Here is a 24770-nt window from a genome sequence, read left to right as displayed (position 1 = left end):
TCAACTACAATGGTTTTGATAGTAAAAACCTATAGTTGGAGACGTGATGCTGCAGCAGATCCGTTATCTCGCCGCGGTGGTGGAGTACGAGAACTTCACCCGGGCGGCGGAAGCCCTGCGCGTGTCGCAGCCCACGCTCTCCCAGCAGATCAAACAGCTGGAGAAACAGCTGAATGTCCAGCTGCTGGACAGGTCCGGGAGAAGCGTGCGGTTGACGGATGCCGGTGAGAACTTCCTGGGCTACGCCCGTCGTGCGCTGCAGGAGCTCGACGCCGGCACTCGGGCGGTGCACGACGTGCTGGATCTGAGCCGCGGCTCCCTGCGCCTGGCGGTGACACCCACGTTCACCGCCTACCTGGTCGGACCGCTGATTGAGCGCTTCAACGTCCGCCACCCCGGGATCACCCTGAGCGTGCAGGAAATGACCCAGGACCGCATCGAGGCAGAGCTGGCGGCGGACACCCTGGACCTGGGCATCGCTTTCGCTCCGGCACATTCATCCGGCATTGAAGCGAAGGCGCTGTTTGTGGAGACCCTGGGATTGGTGGTGGGAAGCCACCATCCCCGCGCCGGCACCGCTGCTCCCATGGGACTGCATGAGGTGGAGCAGGAACGTCTGGTGCTGCTCAGCAATGACTTTGCCACCCGGCGGCACCTTGACACATATTTCCGGGACCACGGCATTGTTCCCCGCATCGTGATCGAGGCGGATTCCATCAGCGCGATCGTGGAAATTGTCCGCCGGGGCCAGCTTGCCGCCCTGCTGCCAGAAGGTATTACCCGGACGCAGCCGGGGCTGCATCCGATTGACCTCTCACCAGCCATACCGCACCGCACTGCCGCCGTGCTCCGGCGCGAAGGCGCCTACCAGAGTGCGGCCAGCCGCGCTTTTGGCGAGCTGGCACTGGCCTGGAACCAGTCACCCGATGAGTCCGGCAGCAACCCGCGCACCGAACCCTGAGCTCACAGCGGCCAGTCACACCCCGCGGCGGGCCCGCGCATCGAGCCGGCGGACGGACTCGCGTACGGCACCGTGGAGCATAACCTCCAGATCGCCGACCACCCGATACGGGTGCTCGACCATGCCGTCCGCAACCCATCGCAGCACCACAGCGAGCACGGCCGAGGTATAGAAGTCGACCACCAGCACACGGTCTTGCGGGCGCACCGGTCCGCCGCCGTTCTGGTCCATCACAGCCTCGGTGACGGGCCGCATCTGCCGAAACAGGAAACGTTCAAGCCCAGGCTGGCCCACGCCATCGAGCACCCCCAGCGTCGATGAGCGGTTGTCGCGCATATAGCGCATGAGCCGCACCAGTCCGTCCGCCCATCCCACCTCAACCGCGAAGGCGCGGACCTGACGGGCAACTTCGGTCTCGAACACCCAGGCCGCGAGGTGCCGCACGTCGGGGAAATGGTAGTAGAACGCCTGGCGCGTCAGCCCGCAGTCGCGCGTCAGTTCCGTGACCGTCACCTTGTCGAGCGGCTCCGTGCGCAGCCGGATTTTAAGCGCGGCCGCCAGAGCCACCCGCGCACTCTCATGCCGCTGTGCTTCCGTGCCCTCATCGCTCATGCCTGACGGTACCACCGGGGTTTTTTGGACACATCGCAACAGGTGTCTAACGACCCAAGGCGCCGCTTTTCTTATCGTAGAAACGACGGCACGCACGTCGCGGGCCGCGAAGGAGAGGTCCCCAAGATGTTCCTGTTCGAATCCATTCCCTGGTATTCCTGGGCGATGTTCGGCGTCGTCCTGGTTGCCCTCATTGTGCTCAACGAGGTGACGCGGCGCTGGAAGTGGGCCGGTCTCACCTTCTTCGTGGCGCTGCCGATCCTCCTGACCGTATTCGTGTGGCCCCACACCGCCGGAGAAGGCTCGTCCACAGGCACCTGGTTCCACTGGGTGAAGGTGTACTCGGCGCTCCTCGGATGCCTGGGCTTTATGCTCATCCGGTACGTCCCACGCTTGGCGAAGAACCGCTGGATGCTGATGTTCCCCGCGCTGATCCTGGCGATCAACATCGCCGAGGCGGTCATCCGCGACTTCGAGGTAGCCGGCCTGCAGGGCATGCATGACGGCGTTTTTATGGTCGGTGGTCCCTGGAACTACATGAACGCCATCGCCGGCATCCTGAACCTGCTGACCATCTGCGGTTGGGCGGGCATCATCGTCTCACGCGACAAGTCGAAGGACATGATCTGGCCTGACATGATGTGGTTCTGGATCATCGCCTACGACCTGTGGAACTTCGCCTACGTCTACAACTGCGTCGGCGACCACTCGTTCTACGCCGGTGCGGCACTGCTCATCTCCTGCACCATCCCCGCGTTCTTCCTCAAGAAGGGCGCATGGCTGCAGCACCGCGCCCACACACTGGCGCTGTGGATGATGTTCACGATGGCGGTCCCGACATTCGTGAGCACCTCACCGTTCGCCGTCGACTCCTCGCACAACCCGACCGCACTGTTCGTCGTGTCTGCCCTCTCGCTGGCAGCCAACATCGCCGTCGCAGTCTACCAGGTGTTCATCATCGTCAAACGGCGCCGCAACCCGCTGCGCGACGAGCTGTACACCCATCTCCCCCAGTACCGCGAGGTACGCGACGCGAACCTTCCCGGGGAATCCGCCCTGCCGAAGACAGCGGGCCGACGGGTCAGCGTCTAATCCCGTTCCACTCCGCCGGCTCCGGCGGGTGCGCAGCAAACACCACGCGCCGTGGTCGAGCCCCCAAGGCCCGGCCACGGCGCCGCCGTATACCGAACTCTGCCGAGTCGCATGCGCGCCATTGCCGTCGACGACGGATAATGGGCAGTGCCCCTCGGGGCTGCCCCCGGAAACTCCGGACCGGGCCGAAGGAGGAACAGTGACGCTCGTCGACAACGCGGTGTACGTGGACGGCAAGCGCCTGCACAGTCCCGAAACGCTCGAGGAGACATTCGAGCTCACCCGCAAGACCGGCGGCATGGCCTGGATCGGGCTGTACCGGCCGGACAACGTGGAACTGCTCGCCGTCTCCGAAGAGTTCGGCCTGAACCTGCTGAGCGTTGAAGACGCCCTCGCCCTCCACCAGCGGTCCAAGCTGGAGCAGTACGGTGAGCAGCTGTTCGTGGTGCTCCGCCCCGCCCGCTATCTTGACGACGTCGAACGCGTGGAACTCGGTGAACTGCACCTCTTTGTGGGACCGAACTTCGTGGTGACGGTCCGGCATGCCGAATCCCCGGACCTGGCCCGGGTCCGTAAACGCATGGAGCGGGACGAACCACTCCTGGCCCTGGGTCCGCACGCCGTGCTGTACGCCATCCTGGACCAGGTGGTGGACGAATATGCTCCGGTGGCCGTCGGCCTGGAGAACGACATCGATGAGATCGAGGATGAGCTCTTCGGCGGCGACGCGGAAGTCTCCCGCCGGATCTATGAGCTCTCCCGCGAAGTGATCGCCTGCCAGCGGGCCATCACACCATTGGAATCCGTGGTGGGCGAGCTGCAGCGCAATCCCGGCGGCTACGGCATGCCCGACGAGCTCAAGGACAACCTGGGCGACGTCCTGGACCACGTCCTGCGGCTCACCGACCGGATCACGTCCTACCGTGCACTGCTGGACAATGCCCTCCAGCTCAGCTCCACGCTGGCATCCAACCGGCTGGCGGAAACGTCGGTGGCGCAGAACGAGCAGACCAAGAAAATCTCCGCCTGGGCCGCCATCCTCTTCGCTCCCACCCTGGTGGGGACCGTGTACGGAATGAACTTCGACAACATGCCCGAACTCAACTGGGAACTGGGCTACCCCATGGCCCTGGGCCTGATGGTGGTGCTGGGCATCATGCTTTACGCCGCGTTCAAGCGGAACAACTGGCTCTAGGAGGCCCCGTTATGCGTCCCCGTTACCTCATCCTCGCCCTGGCCGTTGCGCTGGGAGTCTCCGCGTGCGCCACGGATGCCGGCTCAGAGTCAGCCGGTTCGGATTCCCCCTCATCCAAGCCGTCCGCCGAGGCACCCGCCACATCCGCCGCAGAGGTGGAAGGCGCCTGGGGAAATCCGGACAACATGCGCGAACCGTCCCTGAACCTCGGCTCCGACGGCCGGATCAGCGGAACGGACGGCTGCAACCGCCTGATGGGCAGCTGGACATTTGAGGACGGCAAGGTGGTCTTCTCCGAAATGGGCATGACCATGATGGCCTGCCCCGACGTCGACCAGTGGTTGGGCGGCGCCGTCACCGCCGTGCCGGAAGCTGACACACTCCGGATTTACGACGGCGCGGGTACGGAAATCGGCACCCTCACCCGGTAGTGGGGCTGGGCCTGCAGCGGGGCCCGGCGGCCCGGCCCAGCGCTCAGGCAGCGCGGCTTCAGGCGGCGCTGATCACCCGGTTCCGCCCTGCGAGCAGCCCCATCACCGCCAGAACGGCCATGATGCCGGCCGCAACCAGCAGCGGCAGCGTCCAGTCCCCGCTCAGCTCCCGCAGTCCGCCGAACATCACCGGGCCCATCGCTCCCAGGGTGTAGCCGACGGACTGCGCCATCCCGGAGAGCGACGCTGCCTGCGGATAGTTCACGCTCCGGAGGCTGAACAGTGACAGGGCGATCACGATGAGGCTTCCGCACCCGACCGAGCCGAGCAGGACCCACAGCAACGTGAGATCCGGCGCCAGGGCCAGTCCCAGGAAGGTCACCACCATGAGCGCGCCGCTGATGAAGGAGATCAGCCGCTGATCCTTTCCCCGGTGCAGGAGACTTCCGGCCGCAAGGCTGGCGAAGACGTTGACGAGAAGGAAAACGGACAGGTGGATGCCGGCGGTGGTGGCGGAAACCCCGTGGTCCTGCTCGATGGTGGGCAGCCAGGCCATCAGGACATAGAACGCGACCGACTGCAGCCCCATAAAGAGCGTCACCTGCCAGCCCAAGGCCGATCCCCACGGCGACCGGTAGGCTTCCTCCGCTGCTGCGGGCGCCTGCTGGGTGCCGGATGGGCGGCGGCGCAGCCAGGGCAGCAGGACGGCCATCGCGATGAGCGCCACGCCAACCCAGATGCCGAGCGCCAGCCGCCAGCCGGACGGGGACGTCTGCGCCACCGGAACAACCACGGCGGCACCGATCGCAGCAACCCCGGCCTGCACCGCCGTGTAGTTGCCGGTAATCTGGCTGACCTTCAGCGGGAAGTCCCGCTTCACCAGCGAAGGCACCAGGACGTTCAGGAAGGCGATGCCAAGTCCGATCATCGCGGTGCCTGCCCAGATAAACCCTGGCACCGGGAGGGAGCGGAAGACGATGCCTGCGGCGAGGACGAGCAGGGACACCCACATGGTCCGGTCGAGGCCCAGCCGGGAAGCGACGCCGGGGGCCATGGGAGAGAAGACCGCGAAGGCGATGAGCGGAAGGCCGGTCAGGAACCCGGCTGCGGTGGTGGACAGGTCCAGGTCGGCGCTGATGTTGGACAGGACCGGGCCAACGCTGACGAACGATCCTCGAAGGTTGGCAGCAATCAGCAGGACGCCGATGAAGGCAAACCCGAACCGTGCAGTGCGTTCCCGCTTTTGAGCAACACGTGAGGTGCCGAGCATCTATGCGTCCTTCCATGTTCCGGAAAGCCCGCCCTGAACCGCCACCGGCGTCAGCGCAGGCATCAACGTCAATGTCTATCACGTCACACGAATGGCGCCGGGCAGGGGCGGCTGGGCCGGCAGGCGTGTGGGCCGGCCGCCGTCGTCCTCCCCTCCCAAGCACCGGAAACCGGGAGACAGAAAACCGGCCCCTTGACGCTCCAAGGGACCGGTTTCTGCTCTTTCACTGTGGGGGGTCAGTCAGGGACCGGTTAGCCGGCTTTCGGAGCCCGGTGGGACTCCTCGACGCCGAGGTCCGCGCCCTTGGTTTCCTTGACCATGGTCACGGCAGCAAAGGAGATGACGCACAGGACCATGATGTAGATGCCGATTGAACCGGACCAGCCGGTCTCGTCCAGCAGCAGCTGGGCGATCATCGGGGCGAACGCGCCGCCGAGGATGGCACCGATCGCGTAGCCGATGGAGACGCCGGAGTAGCGGACACGGGCCGGGAACATCTCGGCGTACAGGGCGGACTGCGGACCGTAGGACAGGCCCAGGCCGATGGTCAGAATGAAGATCGAGAGGCCGAACAGGAAGACGTTGGCGGTGTCGATCAGCAGGAACATCGGGATGGCCCAGAGGAACACCCAGGCGTAGCCGATCTGGAAGGTGCGCACGCGGCCGATCTTGTCCGAGAGCATACCGCCGTACATGGTGAAGATCAGCCAGCCGAAGGAACCGACCGTGGTGGCCAGCAGCACCGCCGGACGCTCCATACCCAGGGACTTCCCGGCGTAGGAGGCGAAGAACGCGATGACCAGGTATCCGGCAGCGTTGTTGGCGATGAAGATCAGCGCGGCCAGGATAACTTCGCGGGAGTTGTATTTGAACAGCTGGCCCAGCGGAGCCGAGGACTCCTTCTTGCGCTGCTGCATCTCCTTGAAGACCGGGCTCTCATCAACCGAGCGGCGGATGAAGTAGCCAACGAAGATCAGCACCACGGAGAAGAGGAACGGGATGCGCCAGCCCCACTCGAGGAACGCCTCGTCGGACATGCTGCTGGAGAGCACGAACATCACGAAGGTCGCCAGGATCATGCCGACCGGAACACCGATCTGCGGGTAGGCGCCGAAGAAACCGCGCTTGTTGATGGGAGCGTGCTCCACGGAGAGCAGGGCGGCACCGCCCCATTCGCCGCCGGCAGAGAAGCCCTGCAGAACGCGCAGGACCAGCAGCAGGATCGGTGCGGCGACGCCGATCTGGCCATAGGTGGGCAGCACACCGATCAGTGCGGTGGCGGCGCCCATCATGATCAGGGTGAAAACGAGCATCTGCTTGCGGCCCAGCTTGTCACCCAGGTGCCCGGCGACGACGGCGCCGAGCGGGCGGAACAGGAAGCTGATGCCGATGGAGGCCCAGGCAACGATCTGCGCCAGTGCGGTGCCTTCGCCGACAGGGGCGAAGTAGAGGGTGGCCAGGACCAGGCCGGCAGCCTGGGCGTAGATGAAGAAGTCGTACCACTCGATGGTGGTGCCAACCAGGGTGCCCGCAAGTACCTTGCGTTCCTCCCGGCTCATCCGCTGGGACGGCTCAGCGGACGCGCTTTTTGTAGTCATTGAAACTCCGTTATTTTAGGCTGGGACAGCATTACTGAAAGAACGGTCGGTAACCAGTCGCCCAAAGATACCGTTAAGTGTGATGGGCAACACAGCTTTTTCTTTTTATGACAGAACCCGGTCCGCAGTGGTTCCGCGAACCGGGTTCAGGGCGGGTGGGCCTTGTGCCGCGGCCGACCGCTTCGGTACCTTCGCCCTTATCCGCCGCGCCGCCCGCCGGCCGGACGGCATTACGAACATCCTGAGGAAGAGATCATGGGCAAAGTCGCCTGGGGGTTCACCTGTTCGCTCGACGGTTTCCTGGCGGGACCCGGCCATGACATGAGCTGGTTTTCCGCCGCGGAACCCCTGCCGGAAGGGATTACGGAGCGCCTGGCGGGTGAGGTCGCGGTGATCATCGCCGGGCGGGACGGGTACGATGCCGCGAAGGCCCAGCAGGACGAGCGGGACGAAACGACCGCCGAGGCGTATGGCGGCGCGTGGTCGGGAACCGAGTTCATCCTCACCCACCGCCCGGAGGAAATCTCCGGGGACAAGTCGATTGTGGCGCTGAACTGCGGCATCGTGGAGGCCATCCGCCGCGCCCGGGACATCGCCGGCGACAGGGACGTGCAGATTATCAGCGCTGACATTGCCCGGCAGGCCCTGGAACACGACCTCATCGATGAGCTTCAAGTGTTCACAGCTCCGGTCTTCTTAGGCGACGGGATCCGCATCTTCGACGTCCCCGGCGGGCGCCGCTACGACTGGGAGCTCGTCGAGATCTACGAGGGCGCGGAACGCAGCTTTGGGCGGACATACCGCCCAAAGCGGACCACGCCGTCGTGACTTGAAGGTTTAGCCGGGCGCGCTAGCGGGTCGCGCCAGCGGGAAGCGGGCCGCGGGCCGTGGGCCGCACTAGCGGGTCGCGAAATGGACCCAGACGCCGATGACCCAGGCGGTTCCCGCAGCGAGGGCGAGCGCCAGCTCAACCAGCAACCCCAGGCCGGTGGCCTTCAGCGCCGCCCAGGAGGAGGACGCGGCAGCGGAGAGGCTGCGCTGGCGGGCAAACTCGCTAATCAGCAGGCCGCCGGCAAACCCAACGATCAGCCCGACGACGGGGATCACGAACATGCCGGCGATCCCAGCTGCGAGGCCGATCAGCACCGACCGGTTGGGGATCTGCCGCTGCTTCAGACGGCGGCCAGTGAGGACAGCGCTGGCGGACATGCCCGTGATGGCAAACAAGGCACCAAAGGCGAAGGACCACCAGCCCGCACCGCTGCTGACCCCGATGGCCCAGCCCAGGAAGGTCAGCAGGATCAGGATGCTGCCCGGCAACACCGGCACCACGATGCCAGCCACCCCCACGGCAATCAGCAGGCCGGCGACGACTGTAATAAATATGTCGGTGTCCATGGAGGACAGTCTTTCATCTGCTGGTTCGGCGGGCCGGCAGGTGTGGGGGCCGGCGAACGTGGGGGCCGGGAGGTCCGGCGGGGTTCGCGGGGCGGCTTGGGGCGGGGGGCCGGGAGGTCCGGCGGGCTCAAGGGCGGGAGGTCCGGCAGGCTCAAGATCCGGCGAACGTGGGGGCCGGGAGGTCCGGCGCGGCGGGCGGGGCCCGGTCGGCCAGTCCACCGGCATTCGCGGGGCGGGAGGTCCGGTGGACCTGGGAGCCGGCGGCCTCGGGGCGGGAGCCAGCCAGCCAGCCAACCAGCCCACCAGCAACACCGCGACGACACGCGTTCCCACTGTTCGTTGCTGCAGTGACAGTTGAGGTCACACCAGCCACGGGAGTTTACAGAGAGTGGGAACGCGTGTCTTCAACGCTGACCACGCTGCCCAGCCTTCCCACCGAATGTTGCCGGTGCTACCTACGGGGCCCCACCAGCCACGAGGGCCACACCGACTGGGAAGCTTGGGCACCCGCCCCCTCCACCCTGCCCAGCCTTCCCGCCAACTGTTGCCGGTGTTACCTATGGGGCCCCACCAGCCACGAGGGCCACACCGACTGGGAAGCTTGGGCAACCCACCCCCACCCTGCCCAGCCTTCCCACCGAATGTTGCCGGTGGTACCTACGGGGCCCCACCAGCCACGAGGGCCACACCGACTGGGAAGCTTGGGCACCCGCCCCCTCCCGCACCTGCCCAGGCCGCATCTGGCCCCAGTCACCCGCACCTCCACAGTCCAGCAGCCCCTCCCACCGCAGCCCGCCCCGCTCCCCCAATAACCCCTACCGCCCCGCAACACCCGCCCACCAAAACGGCCGATACAGTAAGGTTGCTTATGAAGTCATCGTCTTCAGTCAGCCAGCACTCGACGGCAAGGAGCAGCAGATGAGTACGGATTCAGGCAGCACAGCCGCAGGCGAACGCCGCCGGCGGGCAGAAGATCTCGCCGCACGCGAGGACAGCAGCACCAGCCCGGGCACCAGCAGCGAGCCGGACGTGACCCGCCCGCTGCACACCAGCGGAGCCACTGGTGCCACCAGCACCCCTCAGACCGACACCGAGGTCATCGGCACCGGAGACACCCGGCGATACGACACCGATACCACCGGGAACCACGACGCCCGGCGAAACGACACCGAAGTCCTGGGCAACCACGGCGCCCCTCAGAACGACACCGAGGCCCCCGCCAACCACGACGCCCGGCGCTACGACACCGAAGTCCTGGGGACCGGCGACACCCGCCGGCACGACACCGAAGTCATAAGCACCGCTGACAACCGGCGAAACGACACCCAGGCCTTGGGGACCGCTGACACCAGACAGTACGACGCCGAGGTCACCGGCACCCGCGACCCCAACGATGCCGCCTACCGCACCACTCAAACCACCCCGGAGTCGGCAACAGCCGAACGCCACGACCGCCACGGAAACCACGACGGCGCACGCACCGGACGCGGACCCCGGGCCCAGGGGCTGCCCAACCGCGAAGCCCTGCTGGCCGCGGAACGGGAACGTTTTGGCGGCTTCAAGTTCGGCGCCGCCTTCTTCGGCTGGCTGACCGCCACCGGCATGGTCGTCCTGCTGTCCGCCGCGGCGGCAGCCATCGGTGCCGCCGTCGGCGTCTCCACAGACACCGACCTCGGGGCAGCACTGGATCAGGCCGCAGCAAACCAGTCAGCCGGCCTAATTGGCGCAATCATCACCCTGGCGGTCCTGCTGCTCGCCTACTACGCCGGCGGGTACGTGGCTGGCCGGATGGCACGGTTCAACGGCCTGAAGCAGGGGCTCGCCGTGTGGCTGTGGGCCCTGGTGGCGGCCGCCGTCGTCATCATTGTGGGGCTGATCTTCGGCAACGATATCCGCAGCATCACCCAGCTGAATTCGGTGGCACCGCTGCCGCAGGATTTGGGCAGCATCTCCGCGGGCACCTGGCTGGCCGTGCTCGCCAGCGTGGCCGTGAGCCTGATCGGCGCGCTGCTGGGCGGTCTGGCGGGCATGCGGTTCCACCGCCGGGTGGACCGCGCCCACTTCCCGCCGGTGGAGGAAACCGCCTAACCGGCACTGCACTCCAAACGCGAAGCGGGGCCGCCTCCACACAGTGGAGGCGGCCCCGCTTGGCGCTGATGAGCAGGTTAGGGGCTGGGCATTCCGCCGTTGACGTTCAGCGTTTCACCCACCACATAGCTGGACTCCGAGGAGGCCAGGAACACGTAGGCGGGTGCGAGCTCGGTCGGCTGTCCGGCACGGCCCAGCGGGGTGTCCTTGCCGAACTCCGGCAGGGCATCCTTGGGCTGTCCATCGGAAACCTGCAGCGGGGTCCAGAACGGGCCCGGCGCGACGGCGTTTACCCGGATGCCCTTGGGGGCCAGCTGCTGGGACAGGCCCTTGGTGAAGTTGTTGATCGCAGCCTTGGTGCTGGCGTAGTCCAGCAGGTGCGATGACGGGCTGTATGCCTGGATCGACGTCGAGTTGATGATGCTGGAACCTGCGGGCAGGTGCGGCAGCGCTGCCTTGGTGATCCGGAAGAACGAGTAGATGTTGGTCTTGAACGTGTCATCGAGCTGCTCATCGCTGAGGTCCTCAAGACTCTCCACCGCGATCTGCTTGCCGGCATTGTTCACCAGGATGTCGAGCCCACCGAGTCCGTCGACCGCGTCCTGCACCAGCTGCGCGCAATATGCTGCATCCCGCACGTCGCCGGGGAGCCCGACGGCGGTGCGTCCGGTTTCCCGGATGACCTCCATAACGTGGGCGGCATCTTCCTCTTCCTCCGGGAGGTAGGCCAGGGCGACGTCGGCCCCTTCCCTCGCGAAGGCGATGGCCACTGCCGCGCCAATGCCGGAATCAGCTCCGGTGATCAGCGCCTTGCGCCCCTGGAGGCGTCCGGTGCCGCGGTAGGAATCCTCGCCGCGGTCGGTTTGGGGTTCGAGGTCTGCGTCGAGACCCGGTTCCGGCTGATCCTGCTTGGGCGGTGAGATGGATGGATACCGCGTGACCGGGTTCTGGAAGGTGTACTGGTCATGAGCGTGTTCGTTGGCCATTGAGTTCCCACTTTCGACGGGTACATGTTTCCGGCATGCCGACTTTCGTAAGCATACTTAGTACCCTAGGGCGAATAAACGGCCGAGATCAAGCTGGCGGCAGGCGCAGCAGCGGAGTCCATGCCTGGATTCGAAAAGCAGCACACTCCGGTTCGGCTCAGGAGGCGTTGGTCAGATCAGCGCCCAGGCGCTTCTGCTCGACCTCGTACCAACGGCTGAAGATCTCCACGGTCGCCGAAACTATTCGGTCGAGGTCCTCAAGCGGCCATTTGTTCGATTTGATGCCAAGCGCCCAGCCATCTGTGTACCCCTTCGCCAGCCAGGTCGCATCTGCCAGATGCTGCTGGGCCAACGGCAGCTTCCGCACGCCAAGGCCGGATCGGCCATTGCCCGGCTTCCGCAAGCTCACCAGCAGGCGTTCTTCATCGCCGTCGAGCACCTCGCGGCGCAGAGCCCGCAGGGGCTCAATCCAGCCGGGTTCCACATGGGAACTTTCCGGATCGGGATACTCCTCCTCCGTGGGTGCCACGGAGACGCCGATGCTGTATTCGATTCTGATCGGCCTGCCTGCCTCTGGCATCTCCCGTCCCACTATCTGTATCTGGCCGCGCAGCGTCCGGCCGTTCGGCAGCGCCTGGGACTCAATCTCGATCGCGGGCATGCCGCTGCCGCCCCTTTGCACGTCCACCCGCCAGCCCGGCAAGCGATCGCGGAGGTTCTGCGCGCGGAACCGTGCCTCCACCCGTGATTTGGGTACCGGGATGAGGTTGATGTCCTCAAGGGTGAGGCGTGAGTCTTCAAAACACGCCAGGGCATCGGCCCAGGTCATGACGTACACACGTGCCCGGCCGGCTACCCATTCCGGGGCGGATTCTTCTGCGGTCAGGAGCAGGACCAGATGATCGACTACGCCAAGCTGCCGATCCATCTGGTCCCGCGTCAGTTCGTGGTCGAGCTTCGCCTCGATGCCGACGGTGCAGGGCGACGGGTCCGAAAAGGCCAGCTCCAGGTCCAGCTGTTCAGAGGCTTCACAGCGCACTGATTGAAAACCATCAAGACCCGCGGCTCCGGTCAGCCGCCGGAGGCACTTCACGAACTCGTCAGGCGCGTGACGTATCTCGGCGGCCAGGGCGCGTGTCGCCATGGGCTCGGCAGTGAAGATCCGGATGTGTTCCACGGCCCCACTATGGCACGGCGCGCCACGAACGTGGGTGGGCTGCTGACGGGCTAGAAGAAGAGGCCCAGGAAGCCGACGCTGATGCTCCCCACGAGGCCGATGATGAGGAGCCAGACAATGGGCGTGCGGTACTTGTTCATGTGTCGCATGGTCTTTCCAGTCTACGCGGGACGCCGCTCGCGGGTAAGGAGGACGGCGGTGCCGGCGATCAGGGCTGATCCGAGCATCACCAGGGCGAGCGGCAGCGCCGAATACTCACCGCCGAGACCGGTCAGGGGCGAGACGGCGGCCCCCATCAGGAACTGCGCTCCGCCAAGGACAGCGGAGCCGCTGCCCGTGGACCCGGCGGCCTCGGCGAGGGCCAGGGCCGTGGTGTTGCCCATGATGAACCCCAGCGAACAGACCGTGCAGAACAGCGGAACGGCGAGCAGCAGCGGCGCCACGCCGGCCAGGACAAGCACCAGCATGGCCGCCGACACCCCGATCAGGACCACCACAGCCCGAACCACCATCCGGCGGGCCGGAACGCGGCGTGCCAGCCGGGCTGCAATGAACCCCGCACCCACCATGCCGGCGGCGTTGAGGCCGAACATCAGGCCATAGACCTGCGGGGAAAGGCCCATGAGGCTCTGGTAGATAAAAGGCGACGCCGAGATGTAGCCCATCAGTACACCGAAGGAACTGGCGAAGAGCAGCACATACCCCAGGAAGCGCCGGCGGCGGATCACCAGCCCCAGCCCCTTAAAGGCCGGTCCCGGCGTGCGTTTTTCCACCGGAAGGGTTTCCCGCACCACCGCAGCGGCGCAGGCGAACATCAGCGCGGCGATGCCGGCCAGCGTCCACAGCACACCGCGCCAGCCCCAGAGTCCAGTGAGCACACCGCCCAGCGCGGGGGCCAGCACGGGGGCGACTCCGCCTATGGTCATCAGCAGGCTAAAGGTCCGGGCAGCGGCGGCTCCGGAGGTCAGGTCGGAGGCAACGGCCCGGGCGATCACCGGCCCGGCGGCAGCGCACAGCCCCTGCACAAACCGCGCTCCGATCAGGACCTCCAGGTTCGGCGCGGTTGCACACACCACTGAGGCAAGGACGAAGGCACCGGAGCCCAGCATCAGCGGACGGAACCTGCCGTAGCGGTCGGAGATCGGCCCGAAGGCCAGCTGCCCGGCCGCCATCCCGATCAGGAAAGCGGTCAGGGTGAGCTGTACGCCGGACGCGGAAGACCCCAGGTCACCGGCAATCTCCGGAAAGGACGGCAGATACAGGTCCGTGGTGAACGGACCGGTGGCGGCGAGGAACGCCAGCACCAGCAGCAGGCCGGTGCCCAAGGGAGCGTTACTAGCTCGCGGGGAGGTGGTGGGAGGCACGTCCTGATCCTACGGACCGGCACCGGGACCGGAGAATCCGTTACGCCTGTCCCACCAGGCCCAGCCGCCGTTCGGCGGGCCGCATACCGTCGAGGCAGCCCGCAGGCCGCGCCCGCGGCAAGCCGCCGCGGCCCCCGCGGCAAGTCGCCCCCGGGGCAGGCCGACCCCGCAGGCCGCCCCCCGCGGCAAGCCGCCGCGGCACCCGCGGCAAGCCGCCGTCGGCCATCCACCGCCCGGACAACCCACAGCAGGCCTAGTGGGACGGGCGGCGGCAGGGCAGACTGGGCAGACGTTTCGACTCCCACGCCCCTAAAGAGGCTCCCGACAGACAGGAAGAAGAACAGATGAAGACGAACCCCGGCGGCCGGATCGTGGTTGGAGTGGACGGGTCGGCGCTCTCACTGGTGGCGCTGCGGACCGCGCGCCGGCTCGGAGATTTGCTGCAGTGCCACCTTCAGGCCGTGTCCGTGTGGTCCTATCCGGTTGCCCTGGCGGTTCCCGTTGCTTCCACGGAGTGGACCCCGCGGGTCGAAGCCGAATCTGCGCTGGATGACACCCTGACGGCGGCTTTCGGGGAGGAATTCCCGGCAGGGCTCACAAAAACGGCCGTAGCCGGCCAGCCGGTCCACGTCCTGGTGGAGGCGAGCAGGGGTGCGGAGCTGCTGGTGGTGGGCAGCCGGGGCCGCGGAGGCTTCAAAGGGCTGCTGCTCGGCTCGGTCAGCTCCGCCGCGGCTGCGCACGCCCACTGCCCGGTACTGATCGTGCACCCCGGTGAATCAGACTCCAGCCTCCTCACCGGGGTTCCGGTCTCTGGCGGTTAGGCCTTGTTGCCGGCGGCCGCCGGCGCGGGCTGGTCAGCTGCGGGCTGCACTTCCCCAACCGGCTCACCGCTGTCCGGTGCTACGCGGCGCAGTGCGACCAGGGCACCGGCAGCCGCGGCGACCATCAGCGCGATACCGATGGCCGACGTCGCGACCACGCCGGAGTCGAACGCTGCCTGGGCCGATGCCAGCAGGTCCGCAGCCTGCGGGCCGGGCAGGGTGTTTGCGGCTTCCACTGCACCGCCCAGGGTTTCCGATGCCGCGGCGGCCGCGGCAGGATCCATGCCCTCGGGCAGGACAACGCCGTTGCGGTAGCCCGCCGTCAGGATGCTTCCCAGCACGGCGGTGCCCAGCACGGCGCCCACTTCGTACGCGGTTTCGGAGATGGCCGACGCCGCTCCCGCCTTCTCGGACGGGACGCTGGCGAGGATGAGGTCGTTGGAGATGGTCTCCGCCGAGCCGACGCCGATACCCAGGATCATGAAGGCGATGATCAGGCCGAGCGGGCTTTCGTGGTGGCCGGTGAGCAGCACCACGGTGTACCCGACGGCACTGAAGAGCAGTCCGCCTGCCACGGCGTAGGCGGGACGCACCCGGCGCACCACCTTCACCACGGCCAGGCCGGCAACAATGGTGAGCATCAGGCCGGGCAGCATCATGACGCCGGCTTCCCGCGGTGCCTGCCCCAGGACCAGCTGCAGATGCTGGGAGAAGAAGAAGATGAACCCCACCTGCGCGAAGACGCTGAGCAGATTGGCGGAGATGGAGCCGCTGAACACCGGGTTGCGGAACAGCCGGACGTCGAGCATGGGCTCATCACGGCGCAGCTGGCGGCGGACGAAGGCGGCTCCGAAGACCAGTGCCACGGCCATTGGTGCCAGGGAGTCGAAGCCAACGCCGTGGGTGGACACCGTCTTGATGCCGTAGACCAGCGGGAACATGGCGGCCATGATCAGCCCGATGCTGATCGGGTCGATCTTGCCCGGCTTCGGGTCCCGGGATTCCGGCAGCAGGCGCGGACCGAAGACCAGCAGCGGGATAAGCACCGGCACGGCCAGCAGGAAGACCGACCCCCACCAGAAGTGTTCCAGCAGGGTGCCGCCGACGATCGGGCCCAGGGCCGCGCCGCCGGAGAACCCGGCCGCCCAGACCGCAATCGCGATCCGGCGCTGGCTCGGTATCACGAACATATTGCGGATGATGGACAGTGTGGCGGGCATCAGCATGGCGCCGAAGAAGCCGAGCAGCGCCCGGGCGCCGATCAGGGCGCCTGCCGTGGGAGCAAAGGCGGCGGCAACGGAGACCAGGCCGAAGCCGGCAGTGCCGATCATCAGCAGTTTCCGCCGGCCGAACCTGTCGCCGAGGCTGCCCATGGGAACCAGCAGGCCGGCCAGGATCAGCGCATAGATGTCAATGATCCACAGCAGTTCCGTGCCGGAGGGAGCCAGTGCCCGGGACAGTGAAGGCACGGCGAAGCTCAGCACGGTGTTATCCACCGACACCAGCAGGACGGCGAGCATCAGGACCGCCAGTCCCAGCCATTCACGTTGTCCAGCCCGCGCGAGCACGGGCCGTTCCTGTACCGCAGGCACAATTCCTCCTTGGATGCTGGCAGGGCTTCGCCTGCCGGAAACTTGTGGGTTAAAAGACGGAACAGCACGTGGCCGGAGCCGGCCGAACGTTACTGTACCGTCTAGACTGTACAGGAGAAAATGGCGTACCGTAAAGCCATGCCTGCACAGACATCCACCCGGGACCGCGTCCTGTCCGCGTACGAGGAACTGCTGATCAATGAAGGCCCGCGCGGCGCGACGCTCGACGCCGTGACGGCACTGGCCGGCGTCTCCAAAGGTGGGCTGCTCTACCACTTCAAAAACAAGGAAGCCCTTGCCGCCGGGGTGGTCGAACGGCTGAAGGAACTGGCCGCCGCAGACCTCGAGCAGATGCGCACTGATCCCGAAGGCCCGGCCAGGTACCTGGTCCGCACGTCCGTCTATGTTGGCAGCCCCCTGGACCGGGCACTGATCGCAGCGGTGCGGCTGGCCCAGTGCTCCGACGCCGCAGCGTCGGAGCTGCTGCAGCAGATCCACCGGGACTGGTTCGACCTGGTGTTTAGCGAGGTCGGGGACCGCGCCATCGCGCGGGCCATCATGCTCCTGGGCGACGGACTGTATTACAACGAAGGGCTGCCCGGCGGCTGGCCCCAGCAGGAGAACTCGCCGACGTCGGGTCCCGTGGAGGAACTCCTGGAGATCGTTGACCGGCTCAAGTCCCTGGCTCCCGCCTCCCGCACCTGAGCATTCCCCGCGTGCCGGCGCGGGCCACACGCCGCAGCCAGATGCCGTGTGACAAAGTGTGTGCCATGGAAACAAGCACAGCAGACCTCTACGACGAACATGGTGAAGCCCTGGCATCGGTTTCCCTGCAGTTCCAGGACCTGGGCGGACAGACCCGCTTCACCGGGCCGGTGCGCACCATCCGCTGCCTGGAGGACAACGGCCTGGTGAAGTCCACCCTGAACTCCCCCGGCAACGGCGCGGTTCTGGTGGTGGACGGTGCCGGCTCGCTCAACACCGCCCTCATGGGGGACATGATCGCCGAAGCCGCGGTAACCAACGGGTGGGCCGGCGTCGTTATCAACGGCCCGATCCGCGACCGCGCGGCCGTCGCCAAGCTGCCGCTCGGCGTCAAGGCACTGGGTTCGAACCCGCGCAAGAGCGCCAAGGACTCGGCGGGTGAAGTGGACGTTCCGGTGGAGTTCGGCGGCGTGACGTTCCGCCCCGGCGCCCGGCTCTGGGCCGACGAAGACGGCATCCTGGTCGAACGGTAGGAGTACAGGTGGCCAACGTGCTGCTGTTCCATTCCGAGCTGGGTCTGACGCCGGGCACCGAGGCCTTCGCGGACCTGCTCCGGGACGCCGGTCACGCCGTCACTGCCCCGGACCTCTATGACGGACAGACCTTCAGCACCCTGGAGGCCGGGCTGGAGTACGCCGGGGAGGTCGGCCTGGAGACGCTCGAGGCCCTGGGCGTCCGGATCGCCGAGCAGCTGCCGGAAGACCTGGTCTACATCGGTTTTTCGCTGGGCGTTCTCCCGGCCCAGCGGCTGGCGCAGACCCGCCCCGGGGCCCGCGGAGCCGTGCTCATCAGCGCCTGCGTGCCTCCCGGCGCATATGCCTACACGTGGCCTGCCGGCGTGCCGCTGCAAATCCATGCCATGGCCGAGGATCAGGTGTTCGTGGAGGAAGGGGACCTCGACGCCGCCAAGAATCTCATTGAGTCCATAGCCGTAGAGCCGGGCGGAGGCTGGGGCGGAGGCAGGACACTGGATGAAGCCTCCGTCAAGCTCATCCTGTACCCCGGCAGCGCACACTTCTTCGCGGACATCAGCTCTCCCGACTACGACGAAGACTATGCCCATGCCCTGACGGCAAGTGTCCTGCAGTTACTGAGAGGCATCGACGACGGGATCGAGGATTAAACACCGCAGCCCGCCCCCGTAAAGGGAGCGGGCTGCGGCTCAACTGCGGCATTACTGCGGCCGGGCGGAACGCTTACGCGTTCCAGAGACCGTAGGAGTCCGCCAGCGAAGAGATCTTCTGGGCACGGGCCAGGCGCGGCAGGTAGGAACCGTCGCCGACGACGGCGCCCGCGGCGTGTGCCTCCAGCAGTTCGTGGGCCCAGACGATTTCCGACTCGCTGGGCGACAGGCCCTGGTTGATCGTGTCCGCTGCCTCTGGCATGAGGCACAGCTTGCCGGTCATTCCCATCGAAGCGGTGACCTTGCAGGCGTCCAGCAGCTTCTCGCCCAGGGTGCCCACCGTCGGTCCGTCGATCGGACCCGGCAGCTGGCCCACGCGGGACGCCACCACAAGCTTGGAACGGGCATACGCCAGTGCCATCGGATCATCCGAGGCACCGGTGTCACGACGGAAATCGCCCACACCGAAGGCCAGCCGGAAGGTACCCGGAGCGCTGGCGATCGCCGTCGCGTTTTCAATGCCGAGTGCCGATTCGACCAGTGCCAGGACCGGGGTGCCGGCCTGCAGCCGCATGGCCGTGTGTGTGACCTGCTCCGGCTTTTCGGTCATGGCCAGCATGACGCCGCGCAGGCCCGGAGCCTTGGACAGCGCCGCGAGGTCGTCTGCCCAGAAATCGGTTTCGATGCCGTTGACGCGGACCCAGGCGGTCATTCCCGTGGAGAGCGCCTCGACCACGCGTTCACGCGCTGCCGCCTTGCCGTCGGCGGGAACGGCGTCTTCCATATCGAAGATGACCGAGTCCGCTTCGGAGGCCAGGGCAGGCCCGAAGTTTGCTTCGTCCGCGGCTGATGCCAGGAGCCAGGAGCGGGACAGTTTCGCAGGCAGCGCCGCAGCGCGGCTGTTTCGGAATGGAGCCATAGCAATGAGACTACTTTCCAGCCCCTGAGTTATCCCAACGCAGGGTCTGTTGATGTGACGACGATTACTTCATATCCGGACTGTCCAGCGGCTGGCCCGGCGGCACGACGGCGATCTCCTGTCCTTCCGCGTCCATCAGCTTTCCGTCCTTGATGTGGTCGCCTTCGCGCAGGATCCGGAGCTGGTCGGTCCGGATCGCACGCACCGGTGCCTCGGCGAAGACGCTCGGCTCCTCCGAGTTGCCCGCCTTGATGTGGTTGAACAGGATGTTGAGCAGGATCGCCATCACGGCTGCGGAGCTGATGCCCGAGTGGAAGATGGTGCTGAACCAGGAGGGGAACTGGTCATAGAACGCCGGCGCCGCAATCGGGATCATTCCGAAGCCAAGGGAAGCCGCCACGATGATCAGGTTCATGTTGTTCTTGTACTCGACCTTGGCCAGGGTCCGGATGCCGCTGGCGGCCACGGTGCCGAAGAGGACGATGCCGGCCCCGCCCAGCACCGGGGTGGGAACTGCGGCGACGACCCGGCCCAGGACCGGCAGGAGGCCCAGAATCACCAGGATCAGGCCTCCGGCACTGACCACGAAGCGGCTCTTCACACCCGTGATCGCCACCAGTCCCACGTTCTGGGCAAAGGCGCTTTGGGTGAAGGAGTTGAAGACCGGGGAGAGAGCACTGGAGAGCATGTCCGCGCGCAGTCCGTCGGCGATGCGCTTGGAGTCCACCTTGGTGTCCACGATTTCCCCGACGGCGAGGATGTCCGCCGTCGTTTCCGTGAGGGTCACCAGGATGACGATGCACATGGAGATAATCGCGGCGACCTCAAAAGTGGGCATCCCGAAGGCGAACGGGCTGGGCAGCGCGAAGACCGGGCCCTCCCCGACGCCGGAGAAGTCCGCCTTGCCGACCAGCGCGGCGAAGACGGTGCCGATCACGATGGCCAGGAGGATGGACAGCCGTGAGATGGCGCTGATGCCAACCTTGCTCAGCAGCAGGACGAACGCCAGGGTGAGCGCCGCCAGTCCGATGTTGGAGACGCTGCCGTAGCCCTCGGCCCTGGCGTTCCCACCCATGGCCCAGTTCGCGGCGACGGGCATGAGGGTCAGTCCGATCGTGGTGATGACGACGCCGTTGACCACCGGTGGGAAGAAACGGATCACCTTGGCGAAGATCGGGGTGATCAGGAGTCCGATCACGGACGCTGCGATCACCGCGCCAAAAACGGCCTGAATGCCGCCGCCTCCGCTGAGGATGGCGGTCATGGTTGCTACGCCGGCAAAGGAGACACCCTGGACGAGCGGAAGCTGGGAGCCGAAGAAGGGCACACCGATGGTCTGCAGCAGGGTGGCGGCGCCGCCGACGAAGAGGCACGCGGCGATCAGCAGGCCGATGTCCGCCGAGTCCATGCCGGCGGCGGTGCCGATGATCAGCGGCGGGGCAATGATGCCGCCGTACATGGTCAGGACGTGCTGGAATCCGTAGGCAAACATGCTGCCCAGCGGAAGCACTTCATCCTCCGGCCGGGCCGGCCGGGATCCCTTGGCCGCAGCGGCCCTGCGCCGGATCATCAGCAGAACCCCGCAATCGTGTTCCACACGGGGTTTTCCCCGGCACTGCCCTCACGCTGGACCGCGGCTTCGATCAGTCCGTAGGGCCGGTCCGCGGCGAAGAAGACTTCACCGGGGTTGTCCAGTCCGAACGGTTCGAGGTCGACCAGGAAGTGGTGGTTGTTCGGCAGCGACAGCCGCACTTCATCGATTTCCGGATGGGTATCCAGTACGGCCCGGCCCATTTCGAACATGGTCTGCTGCAGGGCCAGGGAATGGGTGTTGGCGAAGGCGTCCCGCAGGGCGGTCCGCACCGTGGCATAGGCGGAATTGAAGTCGATGCCGTCGAGGGTGTTGTAGCGCCATTTGGCCGTGACATCGGTGGCCAGGATCCGGTCGGTGGTTTCGCCGAGGGTGGTGTAGCGGTCGCGCGGGAAACCGTGGAATTCGGAGCCGGTGGATTTCAGGACGGTCAGGTCCGAGATTCCGGCCACCAGGTGCCGCTGGCTTCCGGCGGCCAGCAGGACGGCGGTGCGGATTTCGCTTTTGTCCTTGGCGAAGGCGTGATCGTGGTCGCTGATCCGGTTCCAGAAGTACTGCTCGGCCGCCCAGCGTCCGCCGGTGACCCAGTCGAACTCTCCGGTGAAGTGGCCGGCCAGGCGGAGCAGGAATTCCTCCGGGGACCCGACGCCGTCCCGGGCGAAGGCGTAAATGGTGTTCTTTTGCGTATCGGTGGCTACCACCCGGGCGTTGTCCCCCTGGGTGTGGGCGGCTTCGAATCCGCCGTGCAGCGCGGATGTGATGCTGAGGTCTTCGAGGCTGTGGCGGGCCGTGTCCCGGGTGACTTTTACCAGCCGGACTTCGGCCTTGCCGTATTGGTTGGGACCCAGTACGACCCGCGGGGTACCTGGTCCGCTGGCTCCGGCGGCGTGCGTTGTAGAGGTCATGGCTCAGCTTCCTCGATAGGTGGAATAGGCGAACGGACTCAGCAGCAGGGGCACGTGGTAGTGCTCCCCGGTTCCAGCAACATTGAAAGTCAGGGTGACGGACGGGAAGAACGACGGCGTTCCGGCGGCCTCGTACCAGGCGGCGGTGCTGAACTCGATCCGGTAGGTTCCTGCCTCGAGCCGGTCCGGGCCGAGGTCGGTGACGCGCCCATCGGCATCCGTGGTGCCGGTGGCGATTTCCTGCCAGCCCTGCGCCGTGTGGGCGTGCAGGGAGACCGGGATGCCCCGCGCCGGCCGGCCGGCGGCTGTGTCCAGGATGTGGGTGGTGACCTGGCTTTTCACTGGTTCAGGAGCCCTTCGAGTCGGAGGATGGCGATTTCGCGCAGCTGCGCGGCGATGACATCAAGTTCTTCTTCCACAGAGTTCTCCAGGCGGGCGGCGAGCGAGGCCAGGACTTCTTCGGCACTGCGGCCGGCGGCGCGGATCAGGAACACCCGTCCGAAACGGTCCTCGTAGGCGCGGTTACCGGCAGCCAGCTGCGCCTGCACGCCGGCTGAGGTCTCGACGCCGGACTGTTCGCGGCGGGACATTTCCGCTTCGCTGCCGCTGCCGGCCGCCTGCTCGCCGATGCGCGGATGGTGGGCCAGGGCGCCGTCGATTTCAGCTTCGGTCCAGCCGGGGGCGGCCAGTTCCGCGAAGGAGAGCAGTTCGGCTGCCGTCCCAAAGGGCCTGGCCAGGGCGATTTCCGAGGTCCACCGGGGGATGTCGACGCAGGGCTTCAGTGCCGCCTCGGCGTCCGCGATTGACACGGCATTGAAGGCGGAGAGGAAATCGGGAGAATTAAACAGAGCCACGGGTGTCAGCTTTCAGTGAAGAAGGAGAGAGGACTTCCCGGCGCTGAACACCCTTGACCATCGGCGTGGGCCGACTTGATTCGATGTTTCCGGCGAAGTTGCTTGTTGAAGTTGAAGATTTCTCGATGCGGAATTTCTATTTCGAACAGTCTGGAGTCCGCCCCACAACCTGTCAAGGGTTTGACTGTTTCCGCTTTTCTTTTAACCCGCGCGTAACGCACGCCTTCTTCCCGTGATGCAGTGTTTACAAAAAAGCGGTAAAAGTTCGGAAGCGGGGATTGCCCTTTTCAGAATGCCAGCGCATAATCCCGGCGCACCCACTGGTACTGCTCCCCTCAGCCGGCAACCAGCCGCCGGGCGGCCTCTGAGTGCCGCGCAGTGAGCGCTTCCAGGTCAATGCCCGGCAGGCCGCCGTCGACCACCTTCCACTCCCCGCCCACCATCACCCGGTCCGCGCGGTCCGCACCGCACAGCAGCAGCGCGGAGAGCGGATCGTGGGAACCGGAGAACCGCAGGTCATCCAGCCGGAAGAGGGCCAGGTCTGCCTGCTTGCCCGGTGCCAGCTCGCCAATATCGCTTCGCCCCAGCGCCCGGGCGGAACCGCGGGTGGCCCAGCCCAGGGCGCGTTCAGGAGTGATGGCCTCCGCCCCGTAGCGCAGCCGCTGCAGGTACAGTGCCTGCCGCGCCTCCAGGATCAGGTTGGAGGCATCGTTGGACGCCGAGCCGTCCACGCCCAGACCCACGGGCGCCCCGGCGTCTTCGAGCTCGGCCATCCGCCCAATGCCGGAGGCCAGCCGCATGTTCGACGTCGGACAGTGTGCGACGGCGGTGCCCGCCGCCCCCAGCCGGGCAATCTCACTGTCGTTGAAGTGCACGCCGTGGGCCAGCCAGGTGCGGTTCCCCAGCCAGCCGACGCTCTCCAGGTAATCCACCGTACGCAGGCCGAACATCTCCAGGCAGAACGCTTCCTCGTCCATGGTTTCAGCGAGGTGGGTGTGCAGGCGGACATCGTGGGTTTCTGCCAGGGCGGCGCTGGCCTTCATGATTTCCTGCGTCACCGAAAACGGTGAGCACGGTGCCAGTCCGATCTGGATTACGGCACCGTCTCCGCGCTCATGATAGGCCCCGATCAGCCGCTCACTGTCCGCCAGGATCACCTCTGCAGCCTGGACCGTCTGCCGCGGCGGCAGGCCGCCGTCGTCCTCCCCCAGGGTCATGGATCCGCGGGTCAGCATGGCCCGCATACCCAGCCGCCGGACCGCGGAAACCTGCACGTCCACAGCCTGTTCGAGCCCGTCCGGGAAGAGGTAGTGATGGTCGGCCGCGGTGGTGCAGCCGGAGCGCAGCAGCTCGGCGAGCGCCACCGTGGTGGCCAGTTCCAGATCCTCCGGGGACAGCCGGGCCCACACCGGATACAGGTTCTTAAGCCAGGGGAACAGCGGTGTGTTCACCACGGGTGCCCAGGCCCGGGTGAGGGTTTGGTAGAAGTGGTGGTGGGTGTTGATGAGTCCCGGCAGCAGCACGTGGGCGGACGCGTCGAAGATGGAGGTCACCGGTGCAGCGGGCTGGCCGCCGGCAGCCACCAGCTCGGCGATCCGGCCGTCTTCGACCACCAGCCCTCCTCCGGCATCGAGGCTGTTGGCAGTGAAGGCGGCCAGCGGATCCCGGATCCAAAGGCGGGAGGCCGGGGCGGCTGAGGGTGCTGAGGAGGGGCTCTGCATGGCGGATCCTTCGCGGGTCGATGCCGCTGGGGTGCCGCAGTTGCCGGACACCTTGAAAGGCGGCCAGCTCAGTGGAACTTGTCTGCTGATCCAAGAAGTCCGGCGGACGCCGGCACTTGGCCGCCAGCGTAGGCCGGAGCGCATGAAGCGGTCAAGAATATTTCTTTCAACCGGTTAGCGCAGTCCGGGTGAATAGGCGGGTTTCCCGTGGTAGGCTCCTTCCAATTCCGGCCCGATATGCTGCCGCGTGCATTTCTTCGAGCGCGCAATGTATTCGGCAAAGCCGTAATAGGAAAAGAATTGGATT

Annotated in this window: 24 protein-coding genes; 10 read left to right on the top strand and 14 right to left on the bottom strand. The window is 66.4% G+C overall.

Features of this window, described 5'->3' with window-relative positions:
• Window positions 1-46: 46 nt before the first annotated feature.
• Window positions 47-961: a transcriptional regulator CynR gene (gene cynR / locus H9638_RS02120; RefSeq protein WP_191745521.1), complete on the top strand. Its 915-nt coding sequence runs from the start codon at window positions 47-49 to the stop codon at window positions 959-961.
• Window positions 962-976: 15 nt separating this feature from the next.
• On the opposite strand, the gene H9638_RS02115 is transcribed toward cynR, so the two are convergent.
• Window positions 977-1573, bottom strand: a complete 597-nt coding sequence (locus H9638_RS02115; RefSeq protein WP_191745520.1) for a TetR/AcrR family transcriptional regulator — start codon at window positions 1571-1573, stop codon at window positions 977-979.
• 126 nt (window positions 1574-1699) lie between these two features.
• On the opposite strand from H9638_RS02115, the gene H9638_RS02110 reads away from it, so the two are divergent.
• The 3 genes from H9638_RS02110 to H9638_RS16715 all read left to right on the top strand — a co-directional run bounded on the left by H9638_RS02110 (window position 1700) and on the right by H9638_RS16715 (window position 4291).
• Window positions 1700-2665, top strand: coding sequence for a DUF5692 family protein (locus H9638_RS02110; protein ID WP_191745519.1), 966 nt, complete (start codon window positions 1700-1702; stop codon window positions 2663-2665).
• A gap of 199 nt (window positions 2666-2864) precedes the next feature.
• Complete coding sequence (gene corA / locus H9638_RS02105; protein WP_191745518.1) at window positions 2865-3860, top strand: magnesium/cobalt transporter CorA; 996 nt, start codon at window positions 2865-2867, stop codon at window positions 3858-3860.
• Window positions 3861-3871: 11 nt separating this feature from the next.
• Complete coding sequence (locus tag H9638_RS16715) at window positions 3872-4291, top strand: META domain-containing protein (RefSeq protein ID WP_225216877.1); 420 nt, start codon at window positions 3872-3874, stop codon at window positions 4289-4291.
• Window positions 4292-4349: 58 nt separating this feature from the next.
• Here H9638_RS16715 and H9638_RS02095 read toward each other — a convergent pair whose 3' ends face one another.
• Both H9638_RS02095 and H9638_RS02090 read right to left on the bottom strand, forming a co-directional pair.
• The gene (locus H9638_RS02095) at window positions 4350-5561 is read right to left on the bottom strand and encodes an MFS transporter (RefSeq protein ID WP_191745517.1); all 1212 of its coding nucleotides are present in this window, start codon (window positions 5559-5561) and stop codon (window positions 4350-4352) included.
• A 251-nt stretch (window positions 5562-5812) separates the two neighbouring features.
• Complete coding sequence (locus tag H9638_RS02090; RefSeq protein ID WP_191745516.1) at window positions 5813-7159, bottom strand: MFS transporter; 1347 nt, start codon at window positions 7157-7159, stop codon at window positions 5813-5815.
• A gap of 255 nt (window positions 7160-7414) precedes the next feature.
• Here H9638_RS02090 and H9638_RS02085 point away from each other — a divergent pair, with 255 nt between their 5' ends.
• Window positions 7415-7987 (top strand): dihydrofolate reductase family protein, encoded by a 573-nt coding sequence (locus H9638_RS02085; protein WP_191745515.1) that lies wholly within the window; start codon window positions 7415-7417, stop codon window positions 7985-7987.
• Between the two features lie 69 nt (window positions 7988-8056).
• On the opposite strand, the gene H9638_RS02080 is transcribed toward H9638_RS02085, so the two are convergent.
• On the bottom strand, window positions 8057-8557 hold the full coding sequence (locus H9638_RS02080) for a DUF456 domain-containing protein (RefSeq protein ID WP_191745514.1): 501 nt from the start codon (window positions 8555-8557) through the stop codon (window positions 8057-8059).
• 918 nt (window positions 8558-9475) lie between these two features.
• Here H9638_RS02080 and H9638_RS02075 point away from each other — a divergent pair.
• Window positions 9476-10645: a TIGR04086 family membrane protein gene (locus H9638_RS02075; protein ID WP_191745513.1), complete on the top strand. Its 1170-nt coding sequence runs from the start codon at window positions 9476-9478 to the stop codon at window positions 10643-10645.
• A gap of 77 nt (window positions 10646-10722) precedes the next feature.
• On the opposite strand, the gene H9638_RS02070 is transcribed toward H9638_RS02075, so the two are convergent.
• The 3 genes from H9638_RS02070 to H9638_RS02060 all read right to left on the bottom strand — a co-directional run bounded on the left by H9638_RS02070 (window position 10723) and on the right by H9638_RS02060 (window position 14133).
• On the bottom strand, window positions 10723-11631 hold the full coding sequence (locus H9638_RS02070) for an SDR family oxidoreductase (protein ID WP_191745512.1): 909 nt from the start codon (window positions 11629-11631) through the stop codon (window positions 10723-10725).
• Between the two features lie 157 nt (window positions 11632-11788).
• Window positions 11789-12808 carry a hypothetical protein gene (locus H9638_RS02065; protein ID WP_191745511.1) on the bottom strand — a complete coding sequence of 340 codons (1020 nt, stop codon included), beginning with the start codon at window positions 12806-12808 and terminating at the stop codon, window positions 11789-11791.
• A gap of 161 nt (window positions 12809-12969) precedes the next feature.
• Window positions 12970-14133, bottom strand: coding sequence for a multidrug effflux MFS transporter (locus H9638_RS02060; protein ID WP_225216876.1), 1164 nt, complete (start codon window positions 14131-14133; stop codon window positions 12970-12972).
• A 383-nt stretch (window positions 14134-14516) separates the two neighbouring features.
• Between H9638_RS02060 and H9638_RS02055 the strand changes: the two genes are divergently transcribed.
• Window positions 14517-14993 (top strand): universal stress protein, encoded by a 477-nt coding sequence (locus H9638_RS02055; protein ID WP_191745509.1) that lies wholly within the window; start codon window positions 14517-14519, stop codon window positions 14991-14993.
• On the opposite strand, the gene H9638_RS02050 is transcribed toward H9638_RS02055, so the two are convergent.
• Window positions 14990-16585: an MFS transporter gene (locus H9638_RS02050; protein WP_318241751.1), complete on the bottom strand. Its 1596-nt coding sequence runs from the start codon at window positions 16583-16585 to the stop codon at window positions 14990-14992. The genes H9638_RS02055 and H9638_RS02050 overlap by 4 nt on opposite strands.
• Before the next feature lie 138 nt (window positions 16586-16723).
• Here H9638_RS02050 and H9638_RS02045 point away from each other — a divergent pair, with 138 nt between their 5' ends.
• From H9638_RS02045 to H9638_RS02035, 3 genes are all read left to right on the top strand, one after another.
• A complete protein-coding gene (locus H9638_RS02045; RefSeq protein WP_191745508.1) occupies window positions 16724-17290 on the top strand; it encodes a TetR/AcrR family transcriptional regulator in 567 nt (188 codons plus the stop codon).
• A gap of 65 nt (window positions 17291-17355) precedes the next feature.
• Complete coding sequence (gene rraA / locus H9638_RS02040; RefSeq protein ID WP_225216875.1) at window positions 17356-17823, top strand: ribonuclease E activity regulator RraA; 468 nt, start codon at window positions 17356-17358, stop codon at window positions 17821-17823.
• 8 nt (window positions 17824-17831) lie between these two features.
• Window positions 17832-18473: a dienelactone hydrolase family protein gene (locus H9638_RS02035; protein WP_191745506.1), complete on the top strand. Its 642-nt coding sequence runs from the start codon at window positions 17832-17834 to the stop codon at window positions 18471-18473.
• 73 nt (window positions 18474-18546) lie between these two features.
• Here H9638_RS02035 and H9638_RS02030 read toward each other — a convergent pair whose 3' ends face one another.
• The 6 genes from H9638_RS02030 to H9638_RS02005 all read right to left on the bottom strand — a co-directional run bounded on the left by H9638_RS02030 (window position 18547) and on the right by H9638_RS02005 (window position 24463).
• Entirely contained in the window at window positions 18547-19392 is an 846-nt protein-coding gene (locus tag H9638_RS02030; protein WP_191745505.1) for an HpcH/HpaI aldolase/citrate lyase family protein, read from the bottom strand.
• A gap of 64 nt (window positions 19393-19456) precedes the next feature.
• Entirely contained in the window at window positions 19457-20962 is a 1506-nt protein-coding gene (locus H9638_RS02025; protein ID WP_225216958.1) for a nucleobase:cation symporter-2 family protein, read from the bottom strand.
• Window positions 20962-21888, bottom strand: coding sequence for a factor-independent urate hydroxylase (pucL, locus tag H9638_RS02020; RefSeq protein ID WP_191745504.1), 927 nt, complete (start codon window positions 21886-21888; stop codon window positions 20962-20964). The genes H9638_RS02025 and pucL overlap by 1 nt, the downstream gene beginning before the upstream one ends.
• Before the next feature lie 3 nt (window positions 21889-21891).
• Entirely contained in the window at window positions 21892-22230 is a 339-nt protein-coding gene (uraH, locus tag H9638_RS02015) for a hydroxyisourate hydrolase (RefSeq protein WP_191745503.1), read from the bottom strand.
• Window positions 22227-22742: a 2-oxo-4-hydroxy-4-carboxy-5-ureidoimidazoline decarboxylase gene (uraD, locus tag H9638_RS02010; RefSeq protein ID WP_318241750.1), complete on the bottom strand. Its 516-nt coding sequence runs from the start codon at window positions 22740-22742 to the stop codon at window positions 22227-22229. Before uraD ends, uraH begins: the two co-directional genes overlap by 4 nt.
• 335 nt (window positions 22743-23077) lie before the next feature.
• A complete protein-coding gene (locus tag H9638_RS02005) occupies window positions 23078-24463 on the bottom strand; it encodes an 8-oxoguanine deaminase (protein ID WP_191745502.1) in 1386 nt (461 codons plus the stop codon).
• Window positions 24464-24770 lie beyond the last annotated feature (307 nt).

Origin of the sequence: Arthrobacter pullicola (assembly GCF_014836875.1) — a bacterium.
GTDB classification, from domain to species: Bacteria; Actinomycetota; Actinomycetes; order Actinomycetales; family Micrococcaceae; genus Arthrobacter_B; species Arthrobacter_B pullicola.
Note: the sequence above shows the minus strand (reverse complement) of the source record. Positions and strands in the feature narration are given on the sequence as shown.

Bases quoted from the DNA above. Each gene is read 5' to 3' on its own strand.
- cynR (WP_191745521.1), top strand. From the start codon at position 47: ATGCTGCAGCAGATCCGTTATCTCGCCGCGGTGGTGGAGTACGAGAAC.
- H9638_RS02115 (WP_191745520.1), bottom strand. From the start codon at position 1,573: ATGAGCGATGAGGGCACGGAAGCACAGCGGCATGAGAGTGCGCGGGTG.
- H9638_RS02110 (WP_191745519.1), top strand. From the start codon at position 1,700: ATGTTCCTGTTCGAATCCATTCCCTGGTATTCCTGGGCGATGTTCGGC.
- H9638_RS16715 (WP_225216877.1), top strand. From the start codon at position 3,872: ATGCGTCCCCGTTACCTCATCCTCGCCCTGGCCGTTGCGCTGGGAGTC.
- H9638_RS02095 (WP_191745517.1), bottom strand. From the start codon at position 5,561: ATGCTCGGCACCTCACGTGTTGCTCAAAAGCGGGAACGCACTGCACGG.
- H9638_RS02090 (WP_191745516.1), bottom strand. From the start codon at position 7,159: ATGACTACAAAAAGCGCGTCCGCTGAGCCGTCCCAGCGGATGAGCCGG.
- H9638_RS02085 (WP_191745515.1), top strand. From the start codon at position 7,415: ATGGGCAAAGTCGCCTGGGGGTTCACCTGTTCGCTCGACGGTTTCCTG.
- H9638_RS02080 (WP_191745514.1), bottom strand. From the start codon at position 8,557: ATGGACACCGACATATTTATTACAGTCGTCGCCGGCCTGCTGATTGCC.
- H9638_RS02075 (WP_191745513.1), top strand. From the start codon at position 9,476: ATGAGTACGGATTCAGGCAGCACAGCCGCAGGCGAACGCCGCCGGCGG.
- H9638_RS02070 (WP_191745512.1), bottom strand. From the start codon at position 11,631: ATGGCCAACGAACACGCTCATGACCAGTACACCTTCCAGAACCCGGTC.
- H9638_RS02055 (WP_191745509.1), top strand. From the start codon at position 14,517: ATGAAGACGAACCCCGGCGGCCGGATCGTGGTTGGAGTGGACGGGTCG.
- H9638_RS02045 (WP_191745508.1), top strand. From the start codon at position 16,724: ATGCCTGCACAGACATCCACCCGGGACCGCGTCCTGTCCGCGTACGAG.
- rraA (WP_225216875.1), top strand. From the start codon at position 17,356: ATGGAAACAAGCACAGCAGACCTCTACGACGAACATGGTGAAGCCCTG.
- H9638_RS02030 (WP_191745505.1), bottom strand. From the start codon at position 19,392: ATGGCTCCATTCCGAAACAGCCGCGCTGCGGCGCTGCCTGCGAAACTG.
- H9638_RS02025 (WP_225216958.1), bottom strand. From the start codon at position 20,962: ATGATCCGGCGCAGGGCCGCTGCGGCCAAGGGATCCCGGCCGGCCCGG.
- pucL (WP_191745504.1), bottom strand. From the start codon at position 21,888: ATGACCTCTACAACGCACGCCGCCGGAGCCAGCGGACCAGGTACCCCG.
- H9638_RS02005 (WP_191745502.1), bottom strand. From the start codon at position 24,463: ATGCAGAGCCCCTCCTCAGCACCCTCAGCCGCCCCGGCCTCCCGCCTT.